At 46.0% G+C, this 23,702-nt stretch carries 14 protein-coding genes; 1 reads left to right on the top strand and 13 read right to left on the bottom strand.

Features of this window, described 5'->3' with window-relative positions; genetic code table 11:
• Positions 1-28 precede the first annotated feature (28 nt).
• From AC1DM9_RS18500 to AC1DM9_RS18470, 7 genes are all read right to left on the bottom strand, one after another.
• Entirely contained in the window at positions 29-841 is an 813-nt protein-coding gene (locus tag AC1DM9_RS18500; RefSeq protein ID WP_441880857.1) for a carbohydrate ABC transporter permease, read from the bottom strand.
• Positions 838-1,815 carry a carbohydrate ABC transporter permease gene (locus tag AC1DM9_RS18495; protein ID WP_339203949.1) on the bottom strand — a complete coding sequence of 326 codons (978 nt, stop codon included), beginning with the start codon at positions 1,813-1,815 and terminating at the stop codon, positions 838-840. Before AC1DM9_RS18495 ends, AC1DM9_RS18500 begins: the two co-directional genes overlap by 4 nt.
• Positions 1,816-1,844: 29 nt before the next feature.
• A complete protein-coding gene (locus AC1DM9_RS18490; protein WP_477581521.1) occupies positions 1,845-3,125 on the bottom strand; it encodes an ABC transporter substrate-binding protein in 1,281 nt (426 codons plus the stop codon).
• 115 nt (positions 3,126-3,240) lie between these two features.
• Positions 3,241-4,458, bottom strand: a complete 1,218-nt coding sequence (locus tag AC1DM9_RS18485; protein WP_477581519.1) for a response regulator transcription factor — start codon at positions 4,456-4,458, stop codon at positions 3,241-3,243.
• On the bottom strand, positions 4,436-6,184 hold the full coding sequence (locus AC1DM9_RS18480; protein ID WP_477512111.1) for a sensor histidine kinase: 1,749 nt from the start codon (positions 6,182-6,184) through the stop codon (positions 4,436-4,438). Before AC1DM9_RS18480 ends, AC1DM9_RS18485 begins: the two co-directional genes overlap by 23 nt.
• 191 nt (positions 6,185-6,375) lie before the next feature.
• Complete coding sequence (locus tag AC1DM9_RS18475; protein ID WP_477581517.1) at positions 6,376-8,082, bottom strand: amylo-alpha-1,6-glucosidase; 1,707 nt, start codon at positions 8,080-8,082, stop codon at positions 6,376-6,378.
• 319 nt (positions 8,083-8,401) lie between these two features.
• Positions 8,402-10,645 carry an FAD-dependent oxidoreductase gene (locus AC1DM9_RS18470; protein ID WP_477581515.1) on the bottom strand — a complete coding sequence of 748 codons (2,244 nt, stop codon included), beginning with the start codon at positions 10,643-10,645 and terminating at the stop codon, positions 8,402-8,404.
• Positions 10,646-10,768: 123 nt separating this feature from the next.
• On the opposite strand from AC1DM9_RS18470, the gene AC1DM9_RS18465 reads away from it, so the two are divergent.
• A complete protein-coding gene (locus AC1DM9_RS18465) occupies positions 10,769-11,575 on the top strand; it encodes a helix-turn-helix domain-containing protein (protein ID WP_477581513.1) in 807 nt (268 codons plus the stop codon).
• A gap of 121 nt (positions 11,576-11,696) precedes the next feature.
• Here the strand turns inward: AC1DM9_RS18465 and AC1DM9_RS18460 are convergent, their stop codons facing one another.
• The 6 genes from AC1DM9_RS18460 to AC1DM9_RS18435 form a co-directional block, all read right to left on the bottom strand.
• Positions 11,697-16,820, bottom strand: a complete 5,124-nt coding sequence (locus AC1DM9_RS18460) for an S-layer homology domain-containing protein (RefSeq protein ID WP_477581511.1) — start codon at positions 16,818-16,820, stop codon at positions 11,697-11,699.
• A gap of 105 nt (positions 16,821-16,925) precedes the next feature.
• Complete coding sequence (locus tag AC1DM9_RS18455) at positions 16,926-17,774, bottom strand: carbohydrate ABC transporter permease (RefSeq protein WP_477581510.1); 849 nt, start codon at positions 17,772-17,774, stop codon at positions 16,926-16,928.
• An 18-nt stretch (positions 17,775-17,792) separates the two neighbouring features.
• A complete protein-coding gene (locus tag AC1DM9_RS18450) occupies positions 17,793-18,662 on the bottom strand; it encodes a carbohydrate ABC transporter permease (RefSeq protein WP_339209709.1) in 870 nt (289 codons plus the stop codon).
• 117 nt (positions 18,663-18,779) lie between these two features.
• A complete protein-coding gene (locus AC1DM9_RS18445) occupies positions 18,780-20,132 on the bottom strand; it encodes an ABC transporter substrate-binding protein (protein WP_441880849.1) in 1,353 nt (450 codons plus the stop codon).
• A 102-nt stretch (positions 20,133-20,234) separates the two neighbouring features.
• A complete protein-coding gene (locus AC1DM9_RS18440) occupies positions 20,235-21,671 on the bottom strand; it encodes a response regulator (RefSeq protein WP_477581508.1) in 1,437 nt (478 codons plus the stop codon).
• Positions 21,643-23,442, bottom strand: coding sequence for a cache domain-containing sensor histidine kinase (locus tag AC1DM9_RS18435; RefSeq protein WP_477581506.1), 1,800 nt, complete (start codon positions 23,440-23,442; stop codon positions 21,643-21,645). Before AC1DM9_RS18435 ends, AC1DM9_RS18440 begins: the two co-directional genes overlap by 29 nt.
• Positions 23,443-23,702 lie beyond the last annotated feature (260 nt).

Genomic DNA, 23,702 nt, shown 5'->3' with positions numbered 1-23,702 from the left:
TCTCTATCACTCTATCTATTCATGCTGCCTATCCCTTAATCCCCGTACCTGCTATTCCACCGACAATATAACGCTGTGCGAAAAAAAATACAGCGAGCGGAGGAATCGAGATGAGACAAGTAATCGCCATAATCGACTGCATATCGACGCCGAACATGCCCTTGAACTGTGCTAATCCGAGCGTCAGTGTGTACTTTGACTGATCATTAAGGAAAATAAGCGGCCCCAGATAATCATTCCAACAGCTCATAATTTGAAACACAGCGACTAAAATGAGCGAAGGTCCCATAAGCGGCACTATAATCCGCACAAGAATTCCAAATTTACTCGCCCCATCTATAGTTGCCGCCTCATCAAGCTCACGCGGAATCGTAAGAATAAACTGCCTCAGCAAAAATATGAAGTAAGCTGAACCGAACCAAGAAGGTACGATAAGCGGTTTGAGCGTATTAATCCATCCCAAATAGTTGAACTCCATATACTGCGGAATCATTGTCACTTCCCAAGGAACCATCATCGTCGCTAGTACAACTAGGAAAAGTAGATTGCGTCCCTTAAAATCAAATCTCGCGAACCCGTAAGCTACTAGAGTACAGGATATCAACTGGCCAATCGTAGACAACGAAGTTACGATTAGCGTATTTTTCAGAAATAAGTTAAAAGGCTGTGTCGTCCACGCATTGGCGAAGTTGCTGAATTTCCAAACCGAAGGAATCCATTTGGGTGGAAACAGATACAGCTCCGTCTGCGACTTTAGAGCGGTCGTCACCGCCCAAAATAACGGGGCAGCGAACATCAGCGAGCAGAAGATCAGCAGCGTATAAACGATGATCCGCCTCATACGGATCTCCCCTTTCCACTGGACTTCAATTTCTTCTCCGGCAAACGTTTCATTTCGCCTTCATAGAACACCCAAGCCTCTGACGACTTGAATACAAAAAAAGTCAATGTGAGCACAATAAGAAACATAAACCATGCGTTTGCAGCAGAGTAGCCCATTTTGAAAAACTTGAACGCATTCTCATACATGTACATCGCATAGAAGTACGTAGATTTCATAGGGCCTCCGCCCGTGAGCAATAACGCGAGAGTGAGCTGTTGAAACGCCGCTATAATTGAAGTAATTAGGTTGAACAAAATCGTCGGCGTTAGCAGCGGAATCGTTACACTGATGAACTGCCTGATCATACCTGCCCCATCAATCGATGCGGATTCATAAAGATCCTTTGGAATCCCCTTGAGCCCAGCGAGAAAGACGAGCATCATTGCGCCTTGTCCCCATAGGCTTGCGACAACCATGGCTACGAGAGACCACTGTGTTTCATTCAGCCAGTCCGGGCCTTGTACACCGACGAGTGACAGAAAATAATTCAATATGCCGTAATCACCGCTGTACACCCAAGACCAGATCATTGCTAAAGCTACACCTGAGATGACAGAAGGCAAATAAAATGCTGTTCGAAAAATCGCACTGCCCCGTGTCTTCTGGTTAAGAAGAATCGCAAGTCCCAACCCAACTGCAATATTGAGCGGAACAAATAGCGCTGCAAACTTAATCGTGACGCCGAATGATTTCCAAAACAACGGATCATCTGTAAACATTTCTACATAATTGCCAAATCCAATAAATTGCACCTTGCCCACGATCGGCCAATCAAAAAAAGAAATAATAAGTGAAAACAACAACGGTCCCAAAGTGAAAACAAGGAATCCAAAGATCCATGGAAAAATGAAGAGGTAGGGCACAGCCCCACCCCATCTGCGTTTCAGGCTGGCTGAATGTTTTCCTGCTGTCTGTGGGTAGGTCTGAGCCATCTCCTAACCTTCTTTCTGCAGCTATAATGTTATTTCAAGTAACGCTCGCTATCTTTTACGGCTTGATTCAATGCTTCCTGCGCATTGCTGCCATGCATAACTGCTTCTACTGCCGCGGAAAGCTGTCTATTCACTTCATTCCACTTTGCGCTAAGCAGGAAAGCCGGTGTATTATCAGAACGTTCAAGCATCRTATAGTACGGCTTGTACAGAGGATCTTGATCTTTTTTGAGCTCTTCCACGACGCTTAATCTTACTGGCAAATCAGCTACGCGCATCTTGATCGCTTCATTCGATACATAATATTTGATAAATTCCCAAGCCAAATCCTTTTGCTTGGAATCCTTCGCAATGGACAGCGCAGATTCTGCGACAACGCCTTTAACTTGCTTGCCTGGAAATGCTGGCATCTCCACGGTGCCTACATCAATGCCAGCTTGCTTGAAAGATTCGAGCGGCCAAATTCCGCTCTCCCACATAGCGATTTTGCCAGCTTTAAAAATATCCTCGCCGCTTTGTTGACCTTTACCACCTGCAAGCACGGCAGAGCCGTTCTTTAACATGTCGCCAAACATTTGAATCACACCTGCTGTTTCGCTGCTGTTCATGTAACCGTCTATTGTTTTACCGTCATCCGATATATAGGAGCTGCCATTGCTCCATACAAACCCTTGCAGATCATAAGTGTCATTCTCAGCCCGAACTCCGAAGCCATATTGCTTCTTCGTTTTGTCCGTCAGTTGCTTGGAGATTTCTTGAAACTCATCCCATGTCCAGCCATCCTTCGGATAAGGAATCTTCGCATCATCAAACATTTTCTTGTTGTAGTACACAACACGTGTCGTGAAGCCTGCCGGAATGCCATAAAGGTTGTTGTCAATTGTCGCGTAATTAAATAGGCCGCTGTAGAAGTCATCCTTTTTCAGGTCCGTATCGCTGTCTGCATAGCTGTTAAGCGGCTCAAGCGACTGGTGATAGGTTGGAAAATCCCACATATACATGACATCGGGAGGATTTGTAGCCCCGAAGCCTGCAGCCAGCTTTTGGTCAAATCCATCTGCGTAAGCCTCTACCTGAACCTTCGTGCCAGGATGATTGGCTTCGAACTTCTTAGCGATATCCTGCTCAATCTTGAGCGCATCCCCAGTATCCCATGTGGCAAATCGAAGCGTTTTCAAAGCTGTAGAACCTTTTTCATTATCAGGCTTCGCTGTCGTGCCATTTGTACTTTCGTTATTACCTGAACATGCTGTAAGCATTGTCACAGTCATAACCGTCGTAACAATAATAAGAGAAATTTTGTTCTTCATTCTGGCAGCTCCCCTATCCGTGTAGTACTTCGTAATTGAACTGCTTTCATCTTAATAAAAATGAAAGCGCTACAAAACCGTTAAACATTCGAATGTTGGTGTGGTTTTGTTCGATTTACTTGGGAAGGTGCACATCTGTTTGGAGCGTACTGCCTTTTTGTTGGGTACGGTAGTAGCTGGGCGTTTGCCCCGTGCAGCGCTTGAACCATTTACTGAAATATTTGCTATCGCCAAGCCCTGTACGCTCGGCTATGTCCTGCATCGTAAGGTTCGTTTCTTTCAATAACACATATGCCAATTTCAGCTTGCGTTTATACTGATAGGCGACAAAGCTGTCCCCTACTGCTTTTTTGAACAGGATCGAGAAATGGCTGCGGCTAAGGCCGACCTGTTTGGCCACGTCGCTGACTGACCATTCTGCCGCTGGGTTATCATGCAGCAAGTTAACTGCTCGCCAAATTGCCTCTGGCCAATCCACCGCGGATACGCTGTGGGCTTTCTCCAGTTCTGCTTCTTTATGAAGCGCTGACCATGCTTGAAGCCGTTCATCCGCATGCAAGAGCGGCCCTCTTTTGGCCCACTGCAGCTTCGTATTCTTGCTCTTTTGCTCCACCAGCAGCATGTCCAAGACATTTAATTTAGATTGCGGGACGATACAGTAGCATCGTTCCTCCCCATAAGGAATAATCGTCCCTTCACAAATCCTTTGATCCTCGTATGTCACTTTCTTCAATAGATCAAGCCAGGATGACTCGCAGCCTGAAGTCTTGACTAAATAGATATAGACAGGCTCGCCATGGAAAGACCACTCCTCGCGAGTGCGTTTCTCCATCTCGCCAATAAATTTATGGTTATGTCCATTCAACCAAGCGTACAACAGGGTACTCAAGCGTTCTCCTTGATCAATGCCATTTTCTTCAGGCACCGCGGATTCCGAAGCCGCCCCCAGTTCAATCTGGAACTTCGCCAGCATTCCTTCCAGCTCTTCGTCCTCGAAGGCGGTTTTGAGCAGATAACCTGATGCGCCCAGCTTCATGCCCTGCTGCGCGTATTCAAAATCCCGGTGGCAGCTGAGTAAAATTATTTTTGTATGAGGAGCCTTCTCCTTTACTTTCCGTGATAATTCGATGCCATCCATCTCGGGCATGACAATATCTGTTATGAGAACTTCAGGCTGATGTTCAAGAAAAGCATCCCAGGCTTTGCGGCCGTTTGGAGCGTCAGCGACCACTTCCATTCCATATTTATCCCAAGGAACGGTTGAGCGAAGTCCTTTGCGGACAATACTTTCGTCATCTGCGATTAACACCTTAATCATCTTGGTTGCTTCCATGCAGGTTATCCTCCTTTTTGGGCCATTCAATGATGATCGTAGTCCCTTCACCCTGAATCGATTGTACGGTTAACCCATACTGCAGGCCAAAATGCAGTTTGAATTTCTGATCGGCATTTTGTACCCCAAGTCCTCCTCGGCCCTTGCGATTCGTCATATTGGTCAACAATAAAAGCTTTAGCTTATCTGGCGAAATGCCAGCTCCGTTATCAGATAACTTAAGCAATAAATGATTTCCTTTCTCCTGTACAGTCAAACGGATCACACCCTTGCCATCCTCGAAGCCATGGAAAAAAATATTTTCGAACAATGGCTGCAGCGTCATTCGAGGAATCAGATAGCGTTTCAAATGCTCCTCGCATTCCAGCACATACTCGAACGTGGAACCGTAGCGCACTTCTTGAATTTTCAAAAAATGATCAATCATCCGAAGCTCACGTTCCATAGAAATCAACTCCTGTGAGATATCCAAATTACCCTCAAGCACCATCGTAAGGTGATACAGCATCTGACGGATTTCTTCTGCTCCTTGCAGTCTCGCTTTCCATTGAATCGAATTAAGCGTGTTAAACAGTAAATGGGGATTAATTTGATAATGGAAAGCCTTAAGCTCCGCTTCCTTCTTAAGTCGCTCGCTCCGCTCAACTTCGCCAATTAACGATTGTATCCCGCTGACCATATTATTAAAACTTGTATCCAAGATGCCTAGCTCGTCATGGGATTCAACCTGAGTCCTCGTATGCAGCTTTCCGAAGCTTACCTTCTGCATCGCATCCTTAAGGCGGCGAATCCGTGCGGTAAACCGGGAAGAGAACAAGTATGCGAGTCCAAAGGCCAGCAGACAGGAGCCAAAAGCGACGATGACGGTATTCGACCGTATAATGTCGGAAGAGCGATAAAAGGATGCAGCAGGCAATCTTGCCTCAATGCTCCACCCATTAACAGCAAGAGTTTTAGTCCATAAGATGTCACTCTCTTTGGGTTGGAAGGCGGTTGCCGTCTCATAGATAATCCTTCCCTGTGGATCATCAATTTTGAGATGTGCCTTCGTATCATTCTCGAACAGCTGGAACATATGAAGCAGATCTTCGGCATTTTCTTCAATTAATATTTTACTGCCTCGCAGCGCTCCGTAAGGACTATTAACCGGTACTGCCAAGCCAAGCAATGAGATCCCGTTCTCCATCGTTTCGCCCATAGCATGGTTCTGAGAGTAAAATCCTAACCAATACTTGCCACCAATCGAATTGTTCATGGCTTGCCATGCGGGAATAAGGCTGAGCTTGGATACATCAAGATTATTTTCCCCATAATAATAGCCGGAACTGGTAATAATATAGATTCCAATCGTTCGATCGGGTTTAAGCGCTTTCAAAAGTGCTTCGAAATCATTTTTATCCATGATATCTTTATACGTAGTCGGTACGTGATCACTTAGATCAACGCGCGCAGGATCAAGCAAATAGGAATAAATAGTTTCTGTTGTCTGATTCATTCGATTCAAATAAGAGCTCATCTGCTGTTCCAATTGAGCCACTGCATTATCTCCATATTTGCCAAATTGAGAATTAATGACCTTCGCGGATTGGTAATAAGACAAAGCTCCAAGCGAGAGCAGCGGAATAATGGTCACAATGAGAAAACAGAAGAGCAGCTTAGTTCGTATGCTCCGGTAAGAGCCAGACAAAAGAGGAAGTTTAAGTTTCTTAAGTACATGATTCAACATAATTACATCCTTCCTCCTCCACTCCATAATACTTGAAGTGTATCATGGACCTCTTTTACCGAACAATGAGAAGCAATTCCAGCAAATATGCTGTGGACGACAACCCACCAATCACAAATGAGATCTTATTCCCATAAACGTCAAAAGCACCTCCCGTCAGCCTATTATTGGCTTATTGGAAGTGCAGTGATTCATTCGGTTGTATACTCATTCCCCAAAATGAGGAACACGCTCGACGTCCATGTAAACGCTCGATCACGTAAACCTTGACCCGTCATCGCATCGAAATTTTCGGCCATCCCGCTTCGGTCCAGCATCGCGCAGAACCGGCGTGAGACCATTTCAGCAAGCTCAAGATCTCCTGCTGCGGCAGCACCTTCAACCAGTATCATAGTCGAGGGCGCCCAGATTGGACCGCGCCAATAGCCGTCAGCACTATAGAAGGGACTATTCACACTCTCCGTCGCCCAGCCATTAGCAGTTAAGAATCTGTTCTCATCACGCAGCCCTTCTAGCAGTGCAGTACGGATATGCTCAGGTAGACGTTTGCCCAATATAATTGGAACGAACAATAATAGGCTGTCTCCTTCTGATAGCTCATGCGTACCTGATCGGCAGGCAGTAAATTGACCATTTTTCCAAAAATGGCTGATCATTTTTTTCATTGTTCCCTCAGCAAGCTGTCTCCATTCGACAGCTTCTTCCACATGACCAAGCCGTTCAGCAATTTCAGCTAAAAGCTCTGCTTGAAGAATAAGAAAAGCTGCTAAATCTGGGCTCTCTACCGGAATGCCATTGTTAAAAGCCGTACTGTTATCCCAGCCGGAGTCGTTGCCATGATTGTATTGCGGAATGCCATCGCTATCGCCATCGCGGTAGTTGAACCACCATTTTGTCCATTTGGACAAAGGTCCATAAACCTCACGAAGCTGCGTTTCCTTAATAAAATCGGTTCGTGCCATCATCCAAGCAAGTGTCCATCCATGAATCGGCGGTTTGTTGCAATTCCACAGTTCATATTTATCGTTGATGAAATCCGGGATAAGCCCACTCTCATCCTGTCGGTCAAAGAAAATCATAAACTGATCCCATGCTAGCTTCGGATCATGGCGAACAAGTGCCATCGCATTAAAGCAATGATCCCAGCTCCAAATGTTCGTCATCCAATTCTTTGACATATACATCGCTGGCCGAGTGAGACAGCCTTCTGCCGGAACGAGGCATGACCACGTAATATAAGCGGCAAGTACTCGGCTTTCTTCCCAGCGTTGTGGCAGCGTTAAACTATTATCCAACCACAAATTAAACTCTTCCTTCACTTGCTTAACGACATCATCAAAAGGTTCCCAAGCCATTCGCGGCTCCAAAATAGTCCTAAACTCTTCAATAGCAAACTCTAATTTACCTGTATTATTGTCCGGCAAGAAACTTGCGATAACATATGAGCTTTTGATTTTGTCCCATGGGACTTCCATTCGCAGCTCGCCAACAAGCGCAGTAAGCATGAACCTGCACTCATGGGTGAAGCTGTTTACTTCCCAGCTGCTAGGTGACGCTTGATAGGCATAATCATAAGCGGCCGTACGGAAGGTCAAGCGAATTCCGCAGCCGTTCGCGCGAACACGGAATGTCCGGCTGTCAGATATACAAATTTCTGCCGTTAAGCCGCGTTCCGATGTCAACTGAATCCGCTCTGGGGAAGCTTTGGATAGGAAAGATACAGATTGGCCGCTTTCATCGAGCATATCGATATGGAAAGCTTCGCCGAATTTATCATCTCCACCGCGCACGGTGCGCATATATAGGCCTTGTTGTCTATCTTTGGCTTCAGGCAAAATGGAGATCGCTAGGAACGATTCTCTTCGACTGAAAGGTACTATACTTAAGTCAAAGTTCATATCTAATCTCCTTTACGGAATAGTATACGCTTTCATTGTATCGAAAGGAGTTCTCGGAAAAAACGGACAGTTGTTTCTGATGGGTGGGAAATTTGTTTCGTTAGAGGCTTTGTTTATCACGACGGGGGAATTTTGTTCGATGAATGCAGTACTTTTGTTCGAATCGGTATTCAAAATAGTTCTTAAATTTGATCATTTACTTGAATCATTATTTGGGTGGGGACTTGTCCCCCATTTTTACAATACAATCAGAAAGAGGATGTCCTCATGCCATGAGATTGGCAAAGGCACCCTCTTTTTTTCCAGATTAAAAACCTTATCATTTACAACTGTATACTCTAATCTCCACAATTTCCGCTCGCGGGCTGCCATTCGTACTTTCGACAACCAATCTTAGCTTATTGGTTTGTACTTCATTTATGGAATGAACTCTTTTTCTTATTCGATTATTTGTTTCTCTATGCAAAACAGTCCATCCGTTGTTTACCCATGCTTCAATTCGGTAGTCTTTGACGAGCTCCGGAATAACTAAAAAAGGCGTTTCGTGATGATGAAGGTTAATTAAATCCTCGTTTACATCGTCGTTGAAGGTCACATGGATTTCGGATACATTCGTCGCTTCGATTAAATCAACCTCAATCCATTCGTCAACACCGGCTTTCAGCGGTTCCGATACCCAAATATGCGGTCCGCCGAACGGTCTTGCGTAACCATCGGTTGCCTTGCTCGCAGCATAGGCTCCCGTTGCCGCCGAGAAACAAAATGGCTCGCGAACCAACCGCTTCATGCTCCATTCGGTGACAGGCGTATACCGCTCGTCATCATCGCGACTAGAGTGTTCAGTATGCATGCTCTCGAAAGATAGTACGCCGGTTAGCGGAACAGCCGACTTGAACAAGCTGATTTGGTCGTTTGCGCGGACGATGATAAATGCATTTTTCGCCGCTTCATCGCTACCCTGCACGAGCGGAATCTCGACCCATTGCCGCTCACCCGTGCTTACTTTCACCTTCACACTATGACGCAACGTTGCCGGAACGTAGTTTTCCGCACGTCCGGTATCCCACAGCTCAACGGTAAGCTCACTTTCCCCGCTTGCCGACAGCAGCAGCTCGAACTGTCCCATCTCACCTTCAATTGGAAATAGCAAACCGACGTCCTTTGCAAGGGGGTACGCCTCCGATGGCTGATCCAAGCAAATTCGCGTTAAAGTACTCGAAGCGCTCATGGTTCCTCTCCTAGCCAAGTCCAATGCATCCATGTTCCGTAATCCGATGATTGAAGCATCACTCTTAAGCAAGATCTGCTGAAGTTCAGCAATGTGGTACTCACGCAGCTCGCGCGGGGTAACGCCTTTCATAACGGACAACGCGGCGCCTGCACCCGCAGCTTCTCCTATTACCGCACAAGTTGCCATTACCCTCGTCGTGCCAAAAGCAACGTGCGTCGCGCTGATGTTCCGTCCGGCAAATAACAGATTGCTCACGTTTCTTGAATACAAAGAGCTGAACGGAATATGGTAGATTCCATCCGCATGCAGATGCTTAGATCCACTCTCAGACGCATACATGCCTTGAGGGGGATGCAAGTCGATCGACCATCCACCGAAGGCGATGCTGTCGTCGAATGGACGCTGCGCCATAATGTCGTTTTGATTCAACACCGTGTCGCCGATAAAGCGGCGGTACTCCCGCTTGCCCGGGATAGAGCCAACCCATTCGAGCGTCATCGTCTCCGCATCGAATTGACCCGAATTTTTGATATAGTCCCATATCCCATAAATGACCGACCACAGCTCATCGCGGATTCGCTCGTTCTCATGAACGCTATCCAGCTCTCCACCCCATTCAATCCACCAATAGTGGCAGCCCGAATCGCCGCTGCGTATGACTCGTTTGATCGGAATGGATGTCGTCAAAATGTCCTTAGCGAATGACGGAGCGACAAAACGAACCGGCTTGCCGGTATCCTTCGTGTAGAACAGCAGGGTGCTGCCTAATGTAATGTCATCTGCAACCTCTGGCGCCCAATCTTCCTCATACTCGTGCTGCGCTTCACGCCCTAGACGATAGGCGGCTCCCGCTAGGAAACCGACCAACCCATCTCCCGTGCAATCGAGGAACACTTCGCTCTCGAAGCGAATAAGCCGCTCCGAGCCCATCATCCATCCGGTAACAGCGAGGATAATCCGCTCTTCAAACTCTCCATCCGCTTCGACTTCCCGGACGTCTGTGTTCAAGTACAAGCTGATGTTCGGTTCCGCGCGAACGGCTTCCAGCAGCGTCAAATCCCACAAATAAGGATTCCCCTCGGGATTGCGGTACTGGTTCTGGATGAACAACTCTCCCATGATCCCCGTCTCACGGGCATAACGATTTACTCCATGACCGGTTGCACCGCATACCCACACTCTCACCTCCGAGCTGGAATTCCCCCCCAGCACTGGACGGTTATGAACAAGCGCAACTTTCAAGCCCAATCTTGCCGCGGCGATGGCCGCGCAAATGCCCGCCAATCCGGCTCCAACTACGGTAATATCCGTTTTCACTAACTCATTTCTCATGGCAATCTCCCCCTGAATATAAGTTGTGTGTATCTTCAATTTCAAATATATTGCTATTCAAAATATAAGAAAATGCACTATAATTACTTCAAGGATATACTTTATTTCAAGGAGTTTATAAGAATGGAACATCCCGCGCTATGGTCGCACACACCGACTGTAATATCCTATAATTATTGGCAAAATATCGATCGATTCCAGCTTTCCGTGGACACTTACGCCAACTGGGTTATGTTCATACCTGAAAGTGGCCGATTTTCATTCCAAATTGAGGATCAAGAGGGGGAATCCAGCTTCGGCAGCATCGTCATATGCCCTCCTCATATTGCATTCCATAGAGAAACGCTTGAAAAGTTAACTTTTCATTTCATTTTGTTTCATTTAGCCGAAACGAACACCAACATTCAAACAACGACAGAAAGCTATCCACATGGCCAAGTGATTATCGGGGATCCGGATCGCTTAAGATCAAATCTTCGCATGCTTCGTAAGCTATCGGGGCATTCGAATCAACAAGCGCAGCTTTGGAAGAACACGATTATTCACGACATCCTCCTGCTTGCCAGCGATCAATTCAATCCATTTCAGGAATCCATGCCAAGCGCGGAAGATCCTATGCTTGAAGCCATACTCGAGCGTTTGCAAACGCTCGCCTATACACCTTTCAACATCAATAGAGTAGCCGCTGAATTTGGTTTAAGCGCTGTGCAGTTGACGAGAAAGTTTAAACAAACTTTCTCTGTCAATCCTAGCGAGTACATCACATCCTTACGAATCAATCGAATAAAATCCCTTTTGATGGAAAGCGATTATACTTTGCAGGAAATTGCTGTACAGTGCGGTTATGACAACGGATATTATCTCAGCCGTATTTTCTCGTCACGTGTCGGAGTCAGTCCATCTGACTATCGGAAAAATAACAAAGTATAACTTTATGAAAAGCTCAAATGTTTAATATCGCCCTTTTCATTCCTAGTTGTTTACTCTGCCAAACGTACAAGAAGCTGTCCATGAACCAAATCGGTCACGAACAGCTTCTTTCCTTTTTTTATTACCGCAGCTTCTCATTCAGCTCAAGTAGTCTAACGATGATTACTGCCGCTTCAGCCCGAGTGACAATCCCCTCTGATGCGAAACGGCTGCCCTCACGGCCTTTAATCAGGCCGTTCTCTGCCGCAGCTGCAGCATAACCTTTGACCCAGGCAGGGATGCTCTCGTTATCCGAGAATCCGGTATTCCCGTTGTTGTTCTGTTTCACCGGAAGATTCATTGCACGAACAATAATAGCTGTCACCTCGGCACGCGTCATATTAGCCTGAGGGCGGAAGCTTCCGTCCCCGAAACCTGTAACCCATCCTTCTCGCACAGCTGCCGCAACCTCTGTTGCTGCCCATACGCCGATTTGTTTTTGATCTGCAAAGTCAGACGCAGTTGCTTCATTTGACGGCTTAAGAGCATGCACCAGCATATATACCATCTCCTGACGGCTTACCGTTTTATTCGGCTGGAAGGTATGATCGCTATAGCCCTGTATAATTCCTAGCTGCGCTGCCTTTTCGATCCAAGCTTGTCCCCAATGCCCGTTAATATCGGTCAGTAAAACTTGCTTCGGCTCTCCTCCGTCTTTGGAAAATACAGCGAATTTACCTAAACTTCCAATCTCCGCCGTGATCACGTCACCGACAGCTTCCCCGCCGACTTCAATCCATTTCTTTTGCTTCTCGTCATACTGCCATATAGAGGGATATTGCGACTCTTTCAGCTTCTTCTTATCGAAAGTAAGACTAAGTATCGCTGGCTTATGCAGCTTAACCTCCGGCTCCCCTTGTACCTCGATGAGCGAGCTAAGAAGCTGCCGTGACAAACCAGCGTTGCCGATGTTCTCTTTATCATCCAGCTCCAGCAGCGACAATTTCGTGCCTTGGTCTGTCGTGCCCTTAAAAATGACCAGCTTGGCAATTGTACCTAGGCTTACTTCCCCAGCAGCTTTTACCGGTAGATATAATTGACCCGTAAGTGAGATATTTGGACTTGGGCTATGATCATTTCCACCCTGATAAGGAGGTGTAACGGTATTTTCTTTAATATTGACCTTTACTGTCGCAATATTAGAAAATTCGTATCCATCATATACTCGGAACGTAAAAGCATCTTCTCCCGCTGCAGCGGCATCCGCTGTGTAGACAAATTTGCCCTCACCAGTATCGACAAGCTTGGCTGTACCTTTCTTGCCGTTTGCAACAATTTCAAATGTTAGCTTTGCCCCTTCTGCATGCTCCGCTCGCAGCGTTCCTTGCACTTCTTCACCTGATTTGACGGTATAAGTTGCTTCATAGACGGATGGAGCTGCCTGATTATACATCCACTGCATCGACCGGAACATACTTGGCCGTTTCTCATTGCCAATTCCAGAGCCCCATTCCAACCAGCCTCTTCTTCCCTTGCCGTCATTCTCATTCACGAGCAGTGAGAAGCTCATAACATCACCGCGCTGGGGCTGTATCGGCGTCAGCTCCGACCAAGGCAGAGCAAGCTTATAGATCGTCAGCTTATGCTCCTCATCCCTTGTTACAGCTGCTTCACCATTTTGCAGCGGCCCTGCCGGCAATCCTCCCATCGTCGTCCAGCGATAAACTTGCGGACCATTCGGCGTATCCGATATACCATACTCATACCAGCCCCGGCTTTCCCCAGGAATTCCAGGAGACAAGGCAAACTGGATGCTGTCATTATTCCATATATCAGCACCGGAGGCCGATGCCGCATGAACATCGTCCTTTATTTTTGCAGTCATGTACAAATGATCCTGATCATAGTGGAGCCAAGCTTGTCCACTCAATTCAATCTGGCCGCTATGACCGGAGAGTAAGACAGGTTTGCCTTGCGATAAATCCATTGTAGGCGATAAAGCATCAATTTCTGGCTCTATGCGGTCATTGACCGAAATCGCTCCCTGGTAGATGGGATTAAAACTGAAATTCCCTTCATAAACATAAGGCGCCTGCTCCTCAAACTCAACTCGGATGGAAGCCGGCTGATCCCCTCCAAGTGCGATCAGGCTAAGCGGAATGCTGAATTGCTGTTTATTGCCCGGAAGCACAGTCATGTTGATAAGCTCTTGTCCAGACTGTCCTCCGACCTTCCAGGTTATTCTGTTAACAGTAAGACCCGCGGTCTTTCTAAAATTTTCTACATCAACGTTCAGCATTTGATTGTATTGCCCATCGATCTGCTGCAATGCAGGTTTAACAGAAACCTTATGCGGTACGCTAGTTACGACCTGATGCTGCAGCTTGCCTATCTTGTTACCTGCTTTGTCCAGCAAGTAAATTGCTACCGAACGGAAACCTTCCCGTGTCTCATTGACTGTCAGAGAAAGCGCTTCAGCTTGCCCTTGCATAGCCACAATTGAATAGCTGCTTTCCTCCATCCTCGCTGTGATATCAAGCGAAGATCCAGTCTCGTTGTTCACGGTTAAGGTGAACGTATGCGAATCGCCTACTGCCGTTTGCTCACCGGCGAACGCAAAAGTATCGTCCTTCACAATCCGGCTAATGCTTCCTTTTATATAAAAAGGTTCTCCTGTCAGCGTCATATAAATCTTGCCATTATGCGGTGTGTAAATTTCTGTGTTCCCCATAAAATCCGTAATTTCCAGATTATTGTTCGTTTCAATTACGGCACCGGTTTCCTTCTGTGCCCATACAACTCGGAGAGCTTCGCCGCCTTGCGTAAACAAATTACTTTTTATCGGGTCGCCAAATTGCTCGATCTGCTCGAATGCCGCACCTGCAAGCTGCCTGCTCATTGCAGCATAACTCGCATAGGCTGGCTTTGGTGTATAAGCCMCAATAGGGTCATCCTTATGCCGGACCAATCCAAAATTATGTTCGTTGTAATCGCTTTCAAGACCGTCATTCATGAAATCGTACCAGGACATCCGTTCTACTCCGAGCCCCATTCCCGTTACAAATCCGCGAGGCAAATAATTGGCCTGTGTCTTCTCATCGACACCTTTGGCGGATTGGTGTGTCGGCGAACCAAATTCCGTCACCCAGATCGGTACAAGCTTGCCGTCATTGTATTGTTTAATCAAGGTTTTCAGGCCTTCTAATTTTGCAAATACTTCGTCAGGAGCGTTCGGATCCATATAGGTCTGTACAGACACTGCATCCAAATATTTCAGGCCGGCATTCTTGTCTTCACCTTCTCCTACGCCTTTCAGTACACCTTCGATCCAGTTCAAGTCGACGCCCCCTGAGACGATACCGACTACCGGCACATCAGGATACGCTGGCTTGACTATGTTATACGTCTCCTTCATCAGCTTGTAGTAATAGTCCGGCTGTGAATTGGCAGGACTGTTGCCCCTTTTGCCAAATCCTCCGTTGAATTCATTATATACGTTGAACCCGATGAGCTGATCCTTGTAATGACCCACATAGGCCTTCGCATATTCAGCAAGTCCTCTTCTACCTTCATCCGTGAAGGGTGTGCCATTGTTATCGTAGAACGGATTATTGAATGCCGCCACCAAGAGAAGCTTAAGCTCATTCTCCGCAAGCTTGTTCATGTAGTCATCCGGTGTAGGTGAAAAAGTATAAACGCCTTTTTCCTTTTCAATACTGGTCCATTCCATGCCATCCCTAACGAAAGACGCGCCCATATAGCGGATAAGCTTGGTTAGTTCTTTACTCCAGCCAGAGGCAGTCCAGTTCAGATGAGTGCTGACGCCAAATGGCGACTCGCCATTGCCGGGCGGCAAAACCGAGGAAATGACCGCGTAAGCTGTTTTTCGGACGAGCGGTTCGCTCCCGGGCTGCTCAGCGGAAACATCCAGCGTAAAATAGCCCAATTTTGTGAAAGGCACCGTTATTCTTGCTGTTCCACCTATGTTTTGTTCTGTCCCTGAGGATACATGGGATCCGTAAACGTCATAAACCGACCATTGTACCGTCGGCCTAACTGTTTTCACATCAAACGTGATTGATTCATTCTCCAAAAATACATTGCCAAGTGTCGTCTGTTTAATGTCCAACTCTGGCCACCAGTCCCCTAATCGGGATGTAACCTGATCCACAAGAACAGTCGCTGTAGTCCCACCATTCTTAATATCAAATCGATCGAAGAGTATCATTACAGCTTCGGCTGGTTTGTGCCATATCCCGTCATTGGCGCCATTCCAATAAGTAAATGATTTTGATCCCATTTGACTAACTACAACCTGCTGCCAGTCTGATGTATTTTTCAATTCAATACGCTGTTGAAACGTTTGCCCCGTTGAATCTGTTGTTCGTATGCGGATTGACTTCAATTCCGAGGTTTTGACCCAAAACGCAAATTGTTCAATGTCTAGGTCATCCACCTCTTTTTTTATGGACACATATGGCGATCCCGTAGGGCTTTTACTGAAATCTGCTATTAATTTGCCCATATATTTTCCTTTGTAACTCTCAGCTGACTCGATCACATTGTAGCTTCCCTTTACGGCAGGCGTATCACCGAAAGCAAAGAGCCAATTGTCATTCGGTTGCTCAAAGTCACTGATTAAGTGATCAAAATCTACTGGCGGAGCAGTTACTTGAGCTGTGATCTGATCAAGCAAAATAGTGGCATTTAACGCCCCATTCTTTATATCAAATCGATCGAAGAGTATTGATATGGCTCCGGCTGGTTTGTGCCATATCCCGTCGTTAGCACCGTTCCAATAAGTAAATGATTTCGATCCCATTTGACTTACTACAACCTGCTGCCAGTCTGATGTATTTTGCAATTCGATACGCTGTTGGAACGTTTGCCCCGTTGAATCAGTTGTTCGTATGCGGATTGACTTCAGATCCGAGGTTTTGACCCAAAACGAAAATTGTTCAATGTCTAGGCTATTCACCTCTTTTTTTATGGCCACATATGGCGAACCTGTAGGGCTTTTACTGAAATCTGCTATTAATTGCCCCATATAGTTTCCTTGGTAACTATCAGCTGATTCGATCACATTATAGCTTCCCTTTACGGCAGGCGTATCGCCAAAAGCAAAGAGCCAGTTATCGTTCACTTGCTCAAAATCACTGAGTACATAATCAAAATCTGATGTGATGTTCTCGAGTTTTTCCGGCTGATCCTCTGCAGAAGCCTGACTGGGAGTGTTATAGAAAAATAGATTAGTCAGTAAAGCCATTATAAGAACAATAGTTAGTCTTTTAATTAGAATGACCTCCTTATTTATTGCCTCTCAGCATTCGTGAGGCAAACAGAACATGGGTTTTCTTGGATCACATGTCGTTTATCCTTTGACAGCAGAACTGGAGAACCCTTGAATAATATACTTCTGGCCAATAAAGAAGACGATAAGCAGCGGCACGACTCCTGCTGTGGCGGCAGCCATCATCATGTTATAGTCCACTCCCGCTTCCAGCATAAAATTCTGCATACCAAGCGGAACCGTAAACAGTCTTTTGTCCAGCAAGAAAATCAAAGCGTTTTCATAATCGTTCCACGTCCATGTAAAATCAATGATAGCGAAGGTTGCCAGAACCGGTTTGGAAAGCGGTAGAAACAATTGAAAGAAAATTCGGAAATGGCCGGCTCCGTCAATGAAAGCCGCTTCAGATATTTCATGGGGGATGCTCATAAAAAATTGCCGAATCATAAAGACGCCAAATACTGTAAACAAACCCGGAAGTATAAGCGCCCAATGCGTGTTGTAAATTCTCATCCATTCAAACATGATAAATTTAGGAACAAAAAGCACTTGTTGTGGAATCATCATCAGACACAGATACAGCACAAAGATAGCGTTCCTTCCCTTGAATGGAATGCGGCTGAAGCCATATGCGGCAAAAGCGGCAAACAAGGGGGCTCCGACCATTAAAATCAAGGATATCTTCAGCGAGTTTAAATAAAATAAAAGAAATCCGTCTCCGGCCGTCCAGACCTTAAAGTGGTTAACCCATACAGGATTGAGAGGAATCCACTGAATTGGATAAGTGAAGACGTCCTTTGCTTTCTTAAACGAGGTGCTGATCATCCAGATCATTGGCGACAATAGCAGCAGACTGGCTAATACCATTAGGATTGTATTAAAACCTTTGATCACTCGTTCTCTGATTATTCTGACATTTCTTGTACCCATTGTGCGTCTTCCTCTCCGTTAGTAATGAACCCACTTTTTCTGAACAGCCCACTGAATAAGCGAGATGCTGAGGATGATCAGGAACATGGTCCATGAGACGGCCGAGGCATATCCCATTTCATAAAAATTGAATGCTTTTTTATAAGCGAAAATAGAGAAAACCGTCGTACTATTAGCAGGACCTCCTTGAGTGATAGCGTAAATCATGCCAAAACCTTTAATGGAGCCTATGAAGCCGGTAATCATCAGAAAAAAGGTGGTAGGACTAACCAAAGGAAATATAATTAGTCTCAGTAACTGCCCGAACGTTGCTCCGTCCATCTTGGCAGCTTCTAACTGCTCCGAAGACATTTCCTGCAGCGCGGCCAAATATATAATCATGTTGTACCCGATGCCGCCTGCTGTCATCATGACCAGCACAGCATACATCGATGTATCTGGAGAAGCGAACCACAGGGGAGGATCACTTACACCAACAGAACGCAGGAATGCGTTAATCGGACCGTTGGTGGGCTGAAACAGCACCATCCAGACAAAAGCAATTGCGATGCCGCTAGTGAAATACGGGGCAAAAAAGAACGCCCGCAGCGTCTTCTGAAAATAGGTTCGATTGTTGAGCATGACCGCAATCAAAAATCCGAGCATAATAGAAATCGGTACGGGGATCAGCACCAGCAAGGTGTTTTTGACCGATACAGCAAACAAATCGTCTTTCACCATCATCCTGAAATTATCCAATCCGATAAAACGCGGGCTTTGCCCGCTAGCGAATACCCAATCCGTAAACATCAAATAAAAGGAGAACAGGGCCGGAACGAGCATAAATATCATCATTCCGATCAGATTGGGAGCAATGAATACATAACCAATCATCCTCTGCCGCTTCATCCAGCTCACGATTAGTCACCGCCTTTCTCTCTGTATTATTTTTAGTTCCAAGCAACATGCAGCTTGCGACCAAGGGGTAGCGGCGCCAAAGCCCCGCCTCCACCTGGCCTAGCAGTGTTACTTAGATGACTCTTGCAAATTCTTGTTATGCACCCTCGCTAACTCCTTCGCGCCTTCCTCAGGAGACAGCTTTTGGGAAAATACATTGTCGTAGATTGACTGCTGTTCACTTGACGTTTTCCGATCCAGACGACTCAGGCCTAGCGGAAGATCCCCGAACATGACCCGCTTAATCGATTCTAGGTCATACGTGTCCTCTACACCCTTAAACATAAGGGCGACAGCCTCATCGACTGGAAAGTCCTTGGATGAAGGAACTCTTCCGCCTGCCGCCATCGGCAGCATTCCGCCGTCTGCATACCACTTGATAAACTTCCAGGTGGCTTCCGGATGCTTAGTTCGGGGATTTATGGAAATCACGTCTCCCAAACCGCCGGCGTTAATATAATCGCTCTGATCCTTGTTAATCTTGGGAGCAGGTGCCGCCGCCGCCTTGAACGTACGCGGAAATTCTTTTACATTATTAGTTGTGCGGAAAATCTGGTTCGTGGAGAATAACATCGCGGTTTCTCCCTTCACAAACATTTGATCCAAAGCAGGCTTTGAGGTGATCTGCTCCGTATGAGGCATCAAGCTTTTATCTGTGAACATCATGTCCGAATAAACCTGAAGCGCTTTGACCGTCAACGGATTGTCGAAAGCTGAAGTACCGTCCGGATTCGTTAGCTGCAGGCTTTGCTTCTGCATGGAACCGTTGATTGGTACATTGAAATAATAATCGCTTTGCGCTAATCCCCAAACGTTGTCACCCTTCAGCTTGGCGGCATAATCCTTTAACTCATCCAGTCCCCATTCTGTCGGAACCGGCAATCCCTTGGCGTCGAGCATATCCTTGTTTAACCAGACAAAGGACAAGCCCTTCTGGGTAGGTACACCATAATACTTGTCGTCAATCTTCCACAAAGCGGCGCCTTCGCCCATTTTTTCTTCCACGTTGTAGTCGGAGAAAGCGCTCAAATCAAGCGCGTTTCCTGCTTTGATCCGCTTCTCGTAAAGACTGATATCATAGCTAATGTACATATCTACAGGCTGGCTGGATATGAGCGCTGTATCCAGCTTCAGATTGCCAGCATCATCATTGACGAACCGTACGTATTCCAGCTGAATATCTGAATTTTCTTTATTCCAGTTGTCGACAACCTCTTGCGGGCCATTCTCTGCCGGCACGGCTCCCCACAGAGTCAGCTTGATTGGGTCTGCGCTTGCCGCCTTGCCGGGCTCTGCGTTAGAAGATGCTTCCGGTGATTTCGCTCCTCCATTACCATTATTGTTTCCGCCACAGCCAGCAAGCATCAGAGACACCGCCACTATTGAAATCAAGCCTGCAACCAATCTCTTTCTGTTTCTCATCTTTCTTGTAACCTCCCTAATCGGATGTTTAATACATCCCAACTATATCAACTCGCTCTTGGGTCTATAAGAGACGAAACTTGCGGATTGGCTGTATAAAACTTATATATTGTTCTCTTTCCTAAAGGAGCTGGGTGTTTGTCCAACCAAGCGCTTGAACACTTTGATGAAGTACGCATCGTCAGCGAAGCCCGTCTGACTCGCGATCTCTTCTACACTGAGCTTGGAATGCACCAGCAGACGTTTGGATTGTTCAATACGAATGTTTCGCAAATAGGCGATTGGCGTCAATCCCGTTTTTTTGCCGAATACGGTGCTCAAATAGTCTACATTGATTGCTACCAGACTAGCCAAATCCGTAACTTTAATGTTTTCCCTGTAATGCTCCAGCATATATTGAATCACCCGGTTCACCTCTGGATGGTCTGTATAGCTTATATGCTCCTCTTGCTTCTGCCTAATAAGCTCCCGTATTGCTTGCTGCATAAGCGCAAGCAGCGATTCATGGCTTACGGCAGAGTAGATGTCTGTCCGATCCTCCGATTTCCGTCCTGCCAGCATCGTCACAACATGAAGCAGATGGGCTGCTCGTTTTTTCACTTCCACATGAGAAAATGACGAGTCTTTCATACACGACCAGATCAGCGTTGCTGCCTCCGTGCATTTTGGTTCATTCCTCTCTTCAAAGCAGCGAATCAACTCAGCCTCCAGCTCCTCGATTGGCACCTTCACGTGTTTCTCCCCTATCGGATCAGTATCACGACCGTACCAATCGCCGTTTAATTGATTCAGCGCATGCAGCCAATCATCGGACAAACGGGACAAGTTGCTAATAGGCGTTGTTTCAATCATCCGCTGGGACAGGATCTGGCTGACCGATTCTGACTTATTCTGAAATCTCCAGCAAAAGAAAGTTGTCTGACCCGCATCATGGAAGGTTTGGACCAGCAGATATTTTTCCGGCCGGATTCCAACTTGATCCATGCGAGCAGGTGCGGCACCGTTTAGAGTGACTACAATCTCTAATCTCAGACTGCTGAATTTCTTCACCGTCAAGACAAGCTCCGCTGCATCTGCCTGAGCCGATACTCCTGTTCCCAAAATAACCGCCCACGTGCGGTGATAATAAGGTAAAAGCGCCTCTCCGACCCCTTTAAGCTCTGCAAGCAAATCCTCCTTGATTCGTGCCAAACTTTCCAGCAAAACATCATCATTTAAGGATAGTTTCAGCAAATAGTTGGAAGCTCCGTATTGAAGCGCATCCCGAGCATAATCGAACTGGTTCATAGCCGTCAGCATAATAAAGCGGCTGCGTATACCGGCTTTCCGTGTTTCCTTCAGCAATTCGATCCCGTCCATTCCAGGTATAACTATATCGGCGATGACGACATCCGGCTTCAAATCCACAATAGCCGAAAGCGCCTCATTGCCGTTGCCCGCTTCGCCGACAACACAAAAACCATGGCTTTCCCAGTCCAAAATTTCTCTAATGGCTTCACGAACAAACACTTCATCTTCCACCAATAAAATCGTCCACATGTCCGTCATCTCCTTTCTGTGAATAAGGCGCTGCAATCAATAATGGCATACGTATTCGAACGAGGGTTCCTTCCGCGCCCGATATAAGTTCAATCACACCCTCACGCTTAAAGAGCAGCTCCAGCCTTTCTCTTAAATTGCTTAGTCCAATCCCGTGTCCGCTGCGTCTCCCCTTATTGCGGGCTGCCTCTTCCATGCCAATTCCGTTATCTTCCACTTCCAGAACAAGCTCGCTCCCCTCCGCTCGCGCCCTGACCCATATGGTGCCACGACCTTCAGACATATTAAAGCCGTGGGCGATAGAGTTTTCTGTCAGAGGCTGCAAACTAAATTTGGGAACAAGCGCATACTGTACCGATTCCTCTGTTTCATATTCGATTGTAAATTGTTCTCTAAATCGAAACGCCTGTATGGATTCATAGGATCGCAGCAAAGTGATCTCTTCTTTAAGTGGAATCAGCTCAATATCGGAATTCAGACTAGCCTCCAATATTAAGCCTAAAGAAGTACAAATACCCGCAATGGCGTCCTGTTTCTCTTTTCTTGCAATCCATTTGACAGTGTTCAACGTATTCAAGAGAAAATGCGGGTTCATTTGGTAGAGCAGCATTTGAAAACGGACTACCTGCTTTTGCCGCTCCTCCTGTTTCAGCTTAGCAATTAGCAGAACAACATCATCAATCATTCGGTTAAAGCTATCGCTTAGCGAACGAATTTCATCTGTTGCACCTTGGTTGATCGATATTTTAACATTCAGCTTCTTGTCCGACGCCTCTTCCATGCTTCGTTTCAAAACATACAACGGCTTCGTTATTCGAGACGCCAAAAAGAAGGTTACCGTGATGAAAACGATTACCAGAATAATGAGAAACATATAGATCATCAGTCTTAATTGCTTCACTTCACGCTGAAGCTCACTTAAGGGCATTTGACTAACGACATACCAATCCAGCTCCTCCACATAACTGTAATTGACTAGTGACAAAGCGCGTTCATCTTTGTAATGTCCATTTTTTGCATGTGAAGAAATGATCCTTTTCATGCTGTCGACACCGAAAGCAGATTCCTTATTTTGCAAAATGATTTCTTCTTGCCCGGTAAAAATCGTTAGATCCTGATTGACCGGATTATCTTTTAGCGTATTGTTGAACCATTCCTGAATGTTGATGCTGATACGTGCTAATCCATAATTTCCCCGCAGCTCGTCGTCCAGCATCGTATACAGACTTAGCAGCTTACTTCCTTGACTTCCTCTTACATCATTCCAGTCGTTCGCTACCCATCGGTAAGGACGCAAGCCGATTTGCAGCTTATTTTGCCACTCCTGCAATTCTTTCCGTTCGTTTGTCAACTGGTCATTGGGAGCATAGGAGGTGTATACATTGCCATTACGGTCGATAAAACGAAAATACAGCTCCGTCTGATGGAAAAAAAAGCTGTTGTTGATTCCGAACATTTTGCTTTCTATTATTTTCTTTCGTACAAAAGGATCATATCTATCAGGGGCGTGCATAATCTGGATCAGACTTTCATCCTGGCTCAGCATGGTATTCGCTTTATATGAAAATGCCATCATATCCGTTAAGGATATATAAACCTGCTGCATACGCTCAGACATGCGGTCGATCATATCATTCTGCCGAATCGTTTCGAAATGCTGGAAAAGATAATAAATTGCGATGCACAAAGGAAGCATCAGTAGTGTGATATACGCGATAAACAGTCTATATTTCAACGTATTTGGGAGCCATTTTCTCCTATATTGCATCATTTGTGTATCATTCACTCCTCATATCGTTTTTGAGCCTATCAAGCGCACCTTTCATTTTATCACACTCAAAAACTGAACCAGCAGATTAAAAACTTGTATTTTTATATAACAATTCTTAGAAATTGAGCACTAAAGAGCTTCATCTCGTCTAACAGGCTTATCCAGCTTGGGTTCTCCTAGACTTGATTTAATTGCTGATGAAGGTAACTCAATGATGACGTTTAGCAATGGATTCAGACAGTGTGCTCCCTCATTCGATA

This window comes from Paenibacillus sp. 01T431, from assembly GCF_056398625.1.
Note: the sequence above shows the minus strand (reverse complement) of the source record. Positions and strands in the feature narration are given on the sequence as shown.

Bases quoted from the DNA above. Each gene is read 5' to 3' on its own strand.
- AC1DM9_RS18500 (WP_441880857.1), bottom strand. From the start codon at position 841: ATGAGGCGGATCATCGTTTATACGCTGCTGATCTTCTGCTCGCTGATG.
- AC1DM9_RS18440 (WP_477581508.1), bottom strand. From the start codon at position 21,671: ATGTGGACGATTTTATTGGTGGAAGATGAAGTGTTTGTTCGTGAAGCC.
- AC1DM9_RS18470 (WP_477581515.1), bottom strand. From the start codon at position 10,645: ATGAGAAATGAGTTAGTGAAAACGGATATTACCGTAGTTGGAGCCGGA.
- AC1DM9_RS18475 (WP_477581517.1), bottom strand. From the start codon at position 8,082: ATGAACTTTGACTTAAGTATAGTACCTTTCAGTCGAAGAGAATCGTTC.
- AC1DM9_RS18485 (WP_477581519.1), bottom strand. From the start codon at position 4,458: ATGGAAGCAACCAAGATGATTAAGGTGTTAATCGCAGATGACGAAAGT.
- AC1DM9_RS18465 (WP_477581513.1), top strand. From the start codon at position 10,769: ATGGAACATCCCGCGCTATGGTCGCACACACCGACTGTAATATCCTAT.
- AC1DM9_RS18495 (WP_339203949.1), bottom strand. From the start codon at position 1,815: ATGGCTCAGACCTACCCACAGACAGCAGGAAAACATTCAGCCAGCCTG.
- AC1DM9_RS18435 (WP_477581506.1), bottom strand. From the start codon at position 23,442: ATGATGCAATATAGGAGAAAATGGCTCCCAAATACGTTGAAATATAGA.
- AC1DM9_RS18480 (WP_477512111.1), bottom strand. From the start codon at position 6,184: ATGTTGAATCATGTACTTAAGAAACTTAAACTTCCTCTTTTGTCTGGC.
- AC1DM9_RS18445 (WP_441880849.1), bottom strand. From the start codon at position 20,132: ATGAGAAACAGAAAGAGATTGGTTGCAGGCTTGATTTCAATAGTGGCG.
- AC1DM9_RS18455 (WP_477581510.1), bottom strand. From the start codon at position 17,774: ATGGGTACAAGAAATGTCAGAATAATCAGAGAACGAGTGATCAAAGGT.
- AC1DM9_RS18450 (WP_339209709.1), bottom strand. From the start codon at position 18,662: ATGAAGCGGCAGAGGATGATTGGTTATGTATTCATTGCTCCCAATCTG.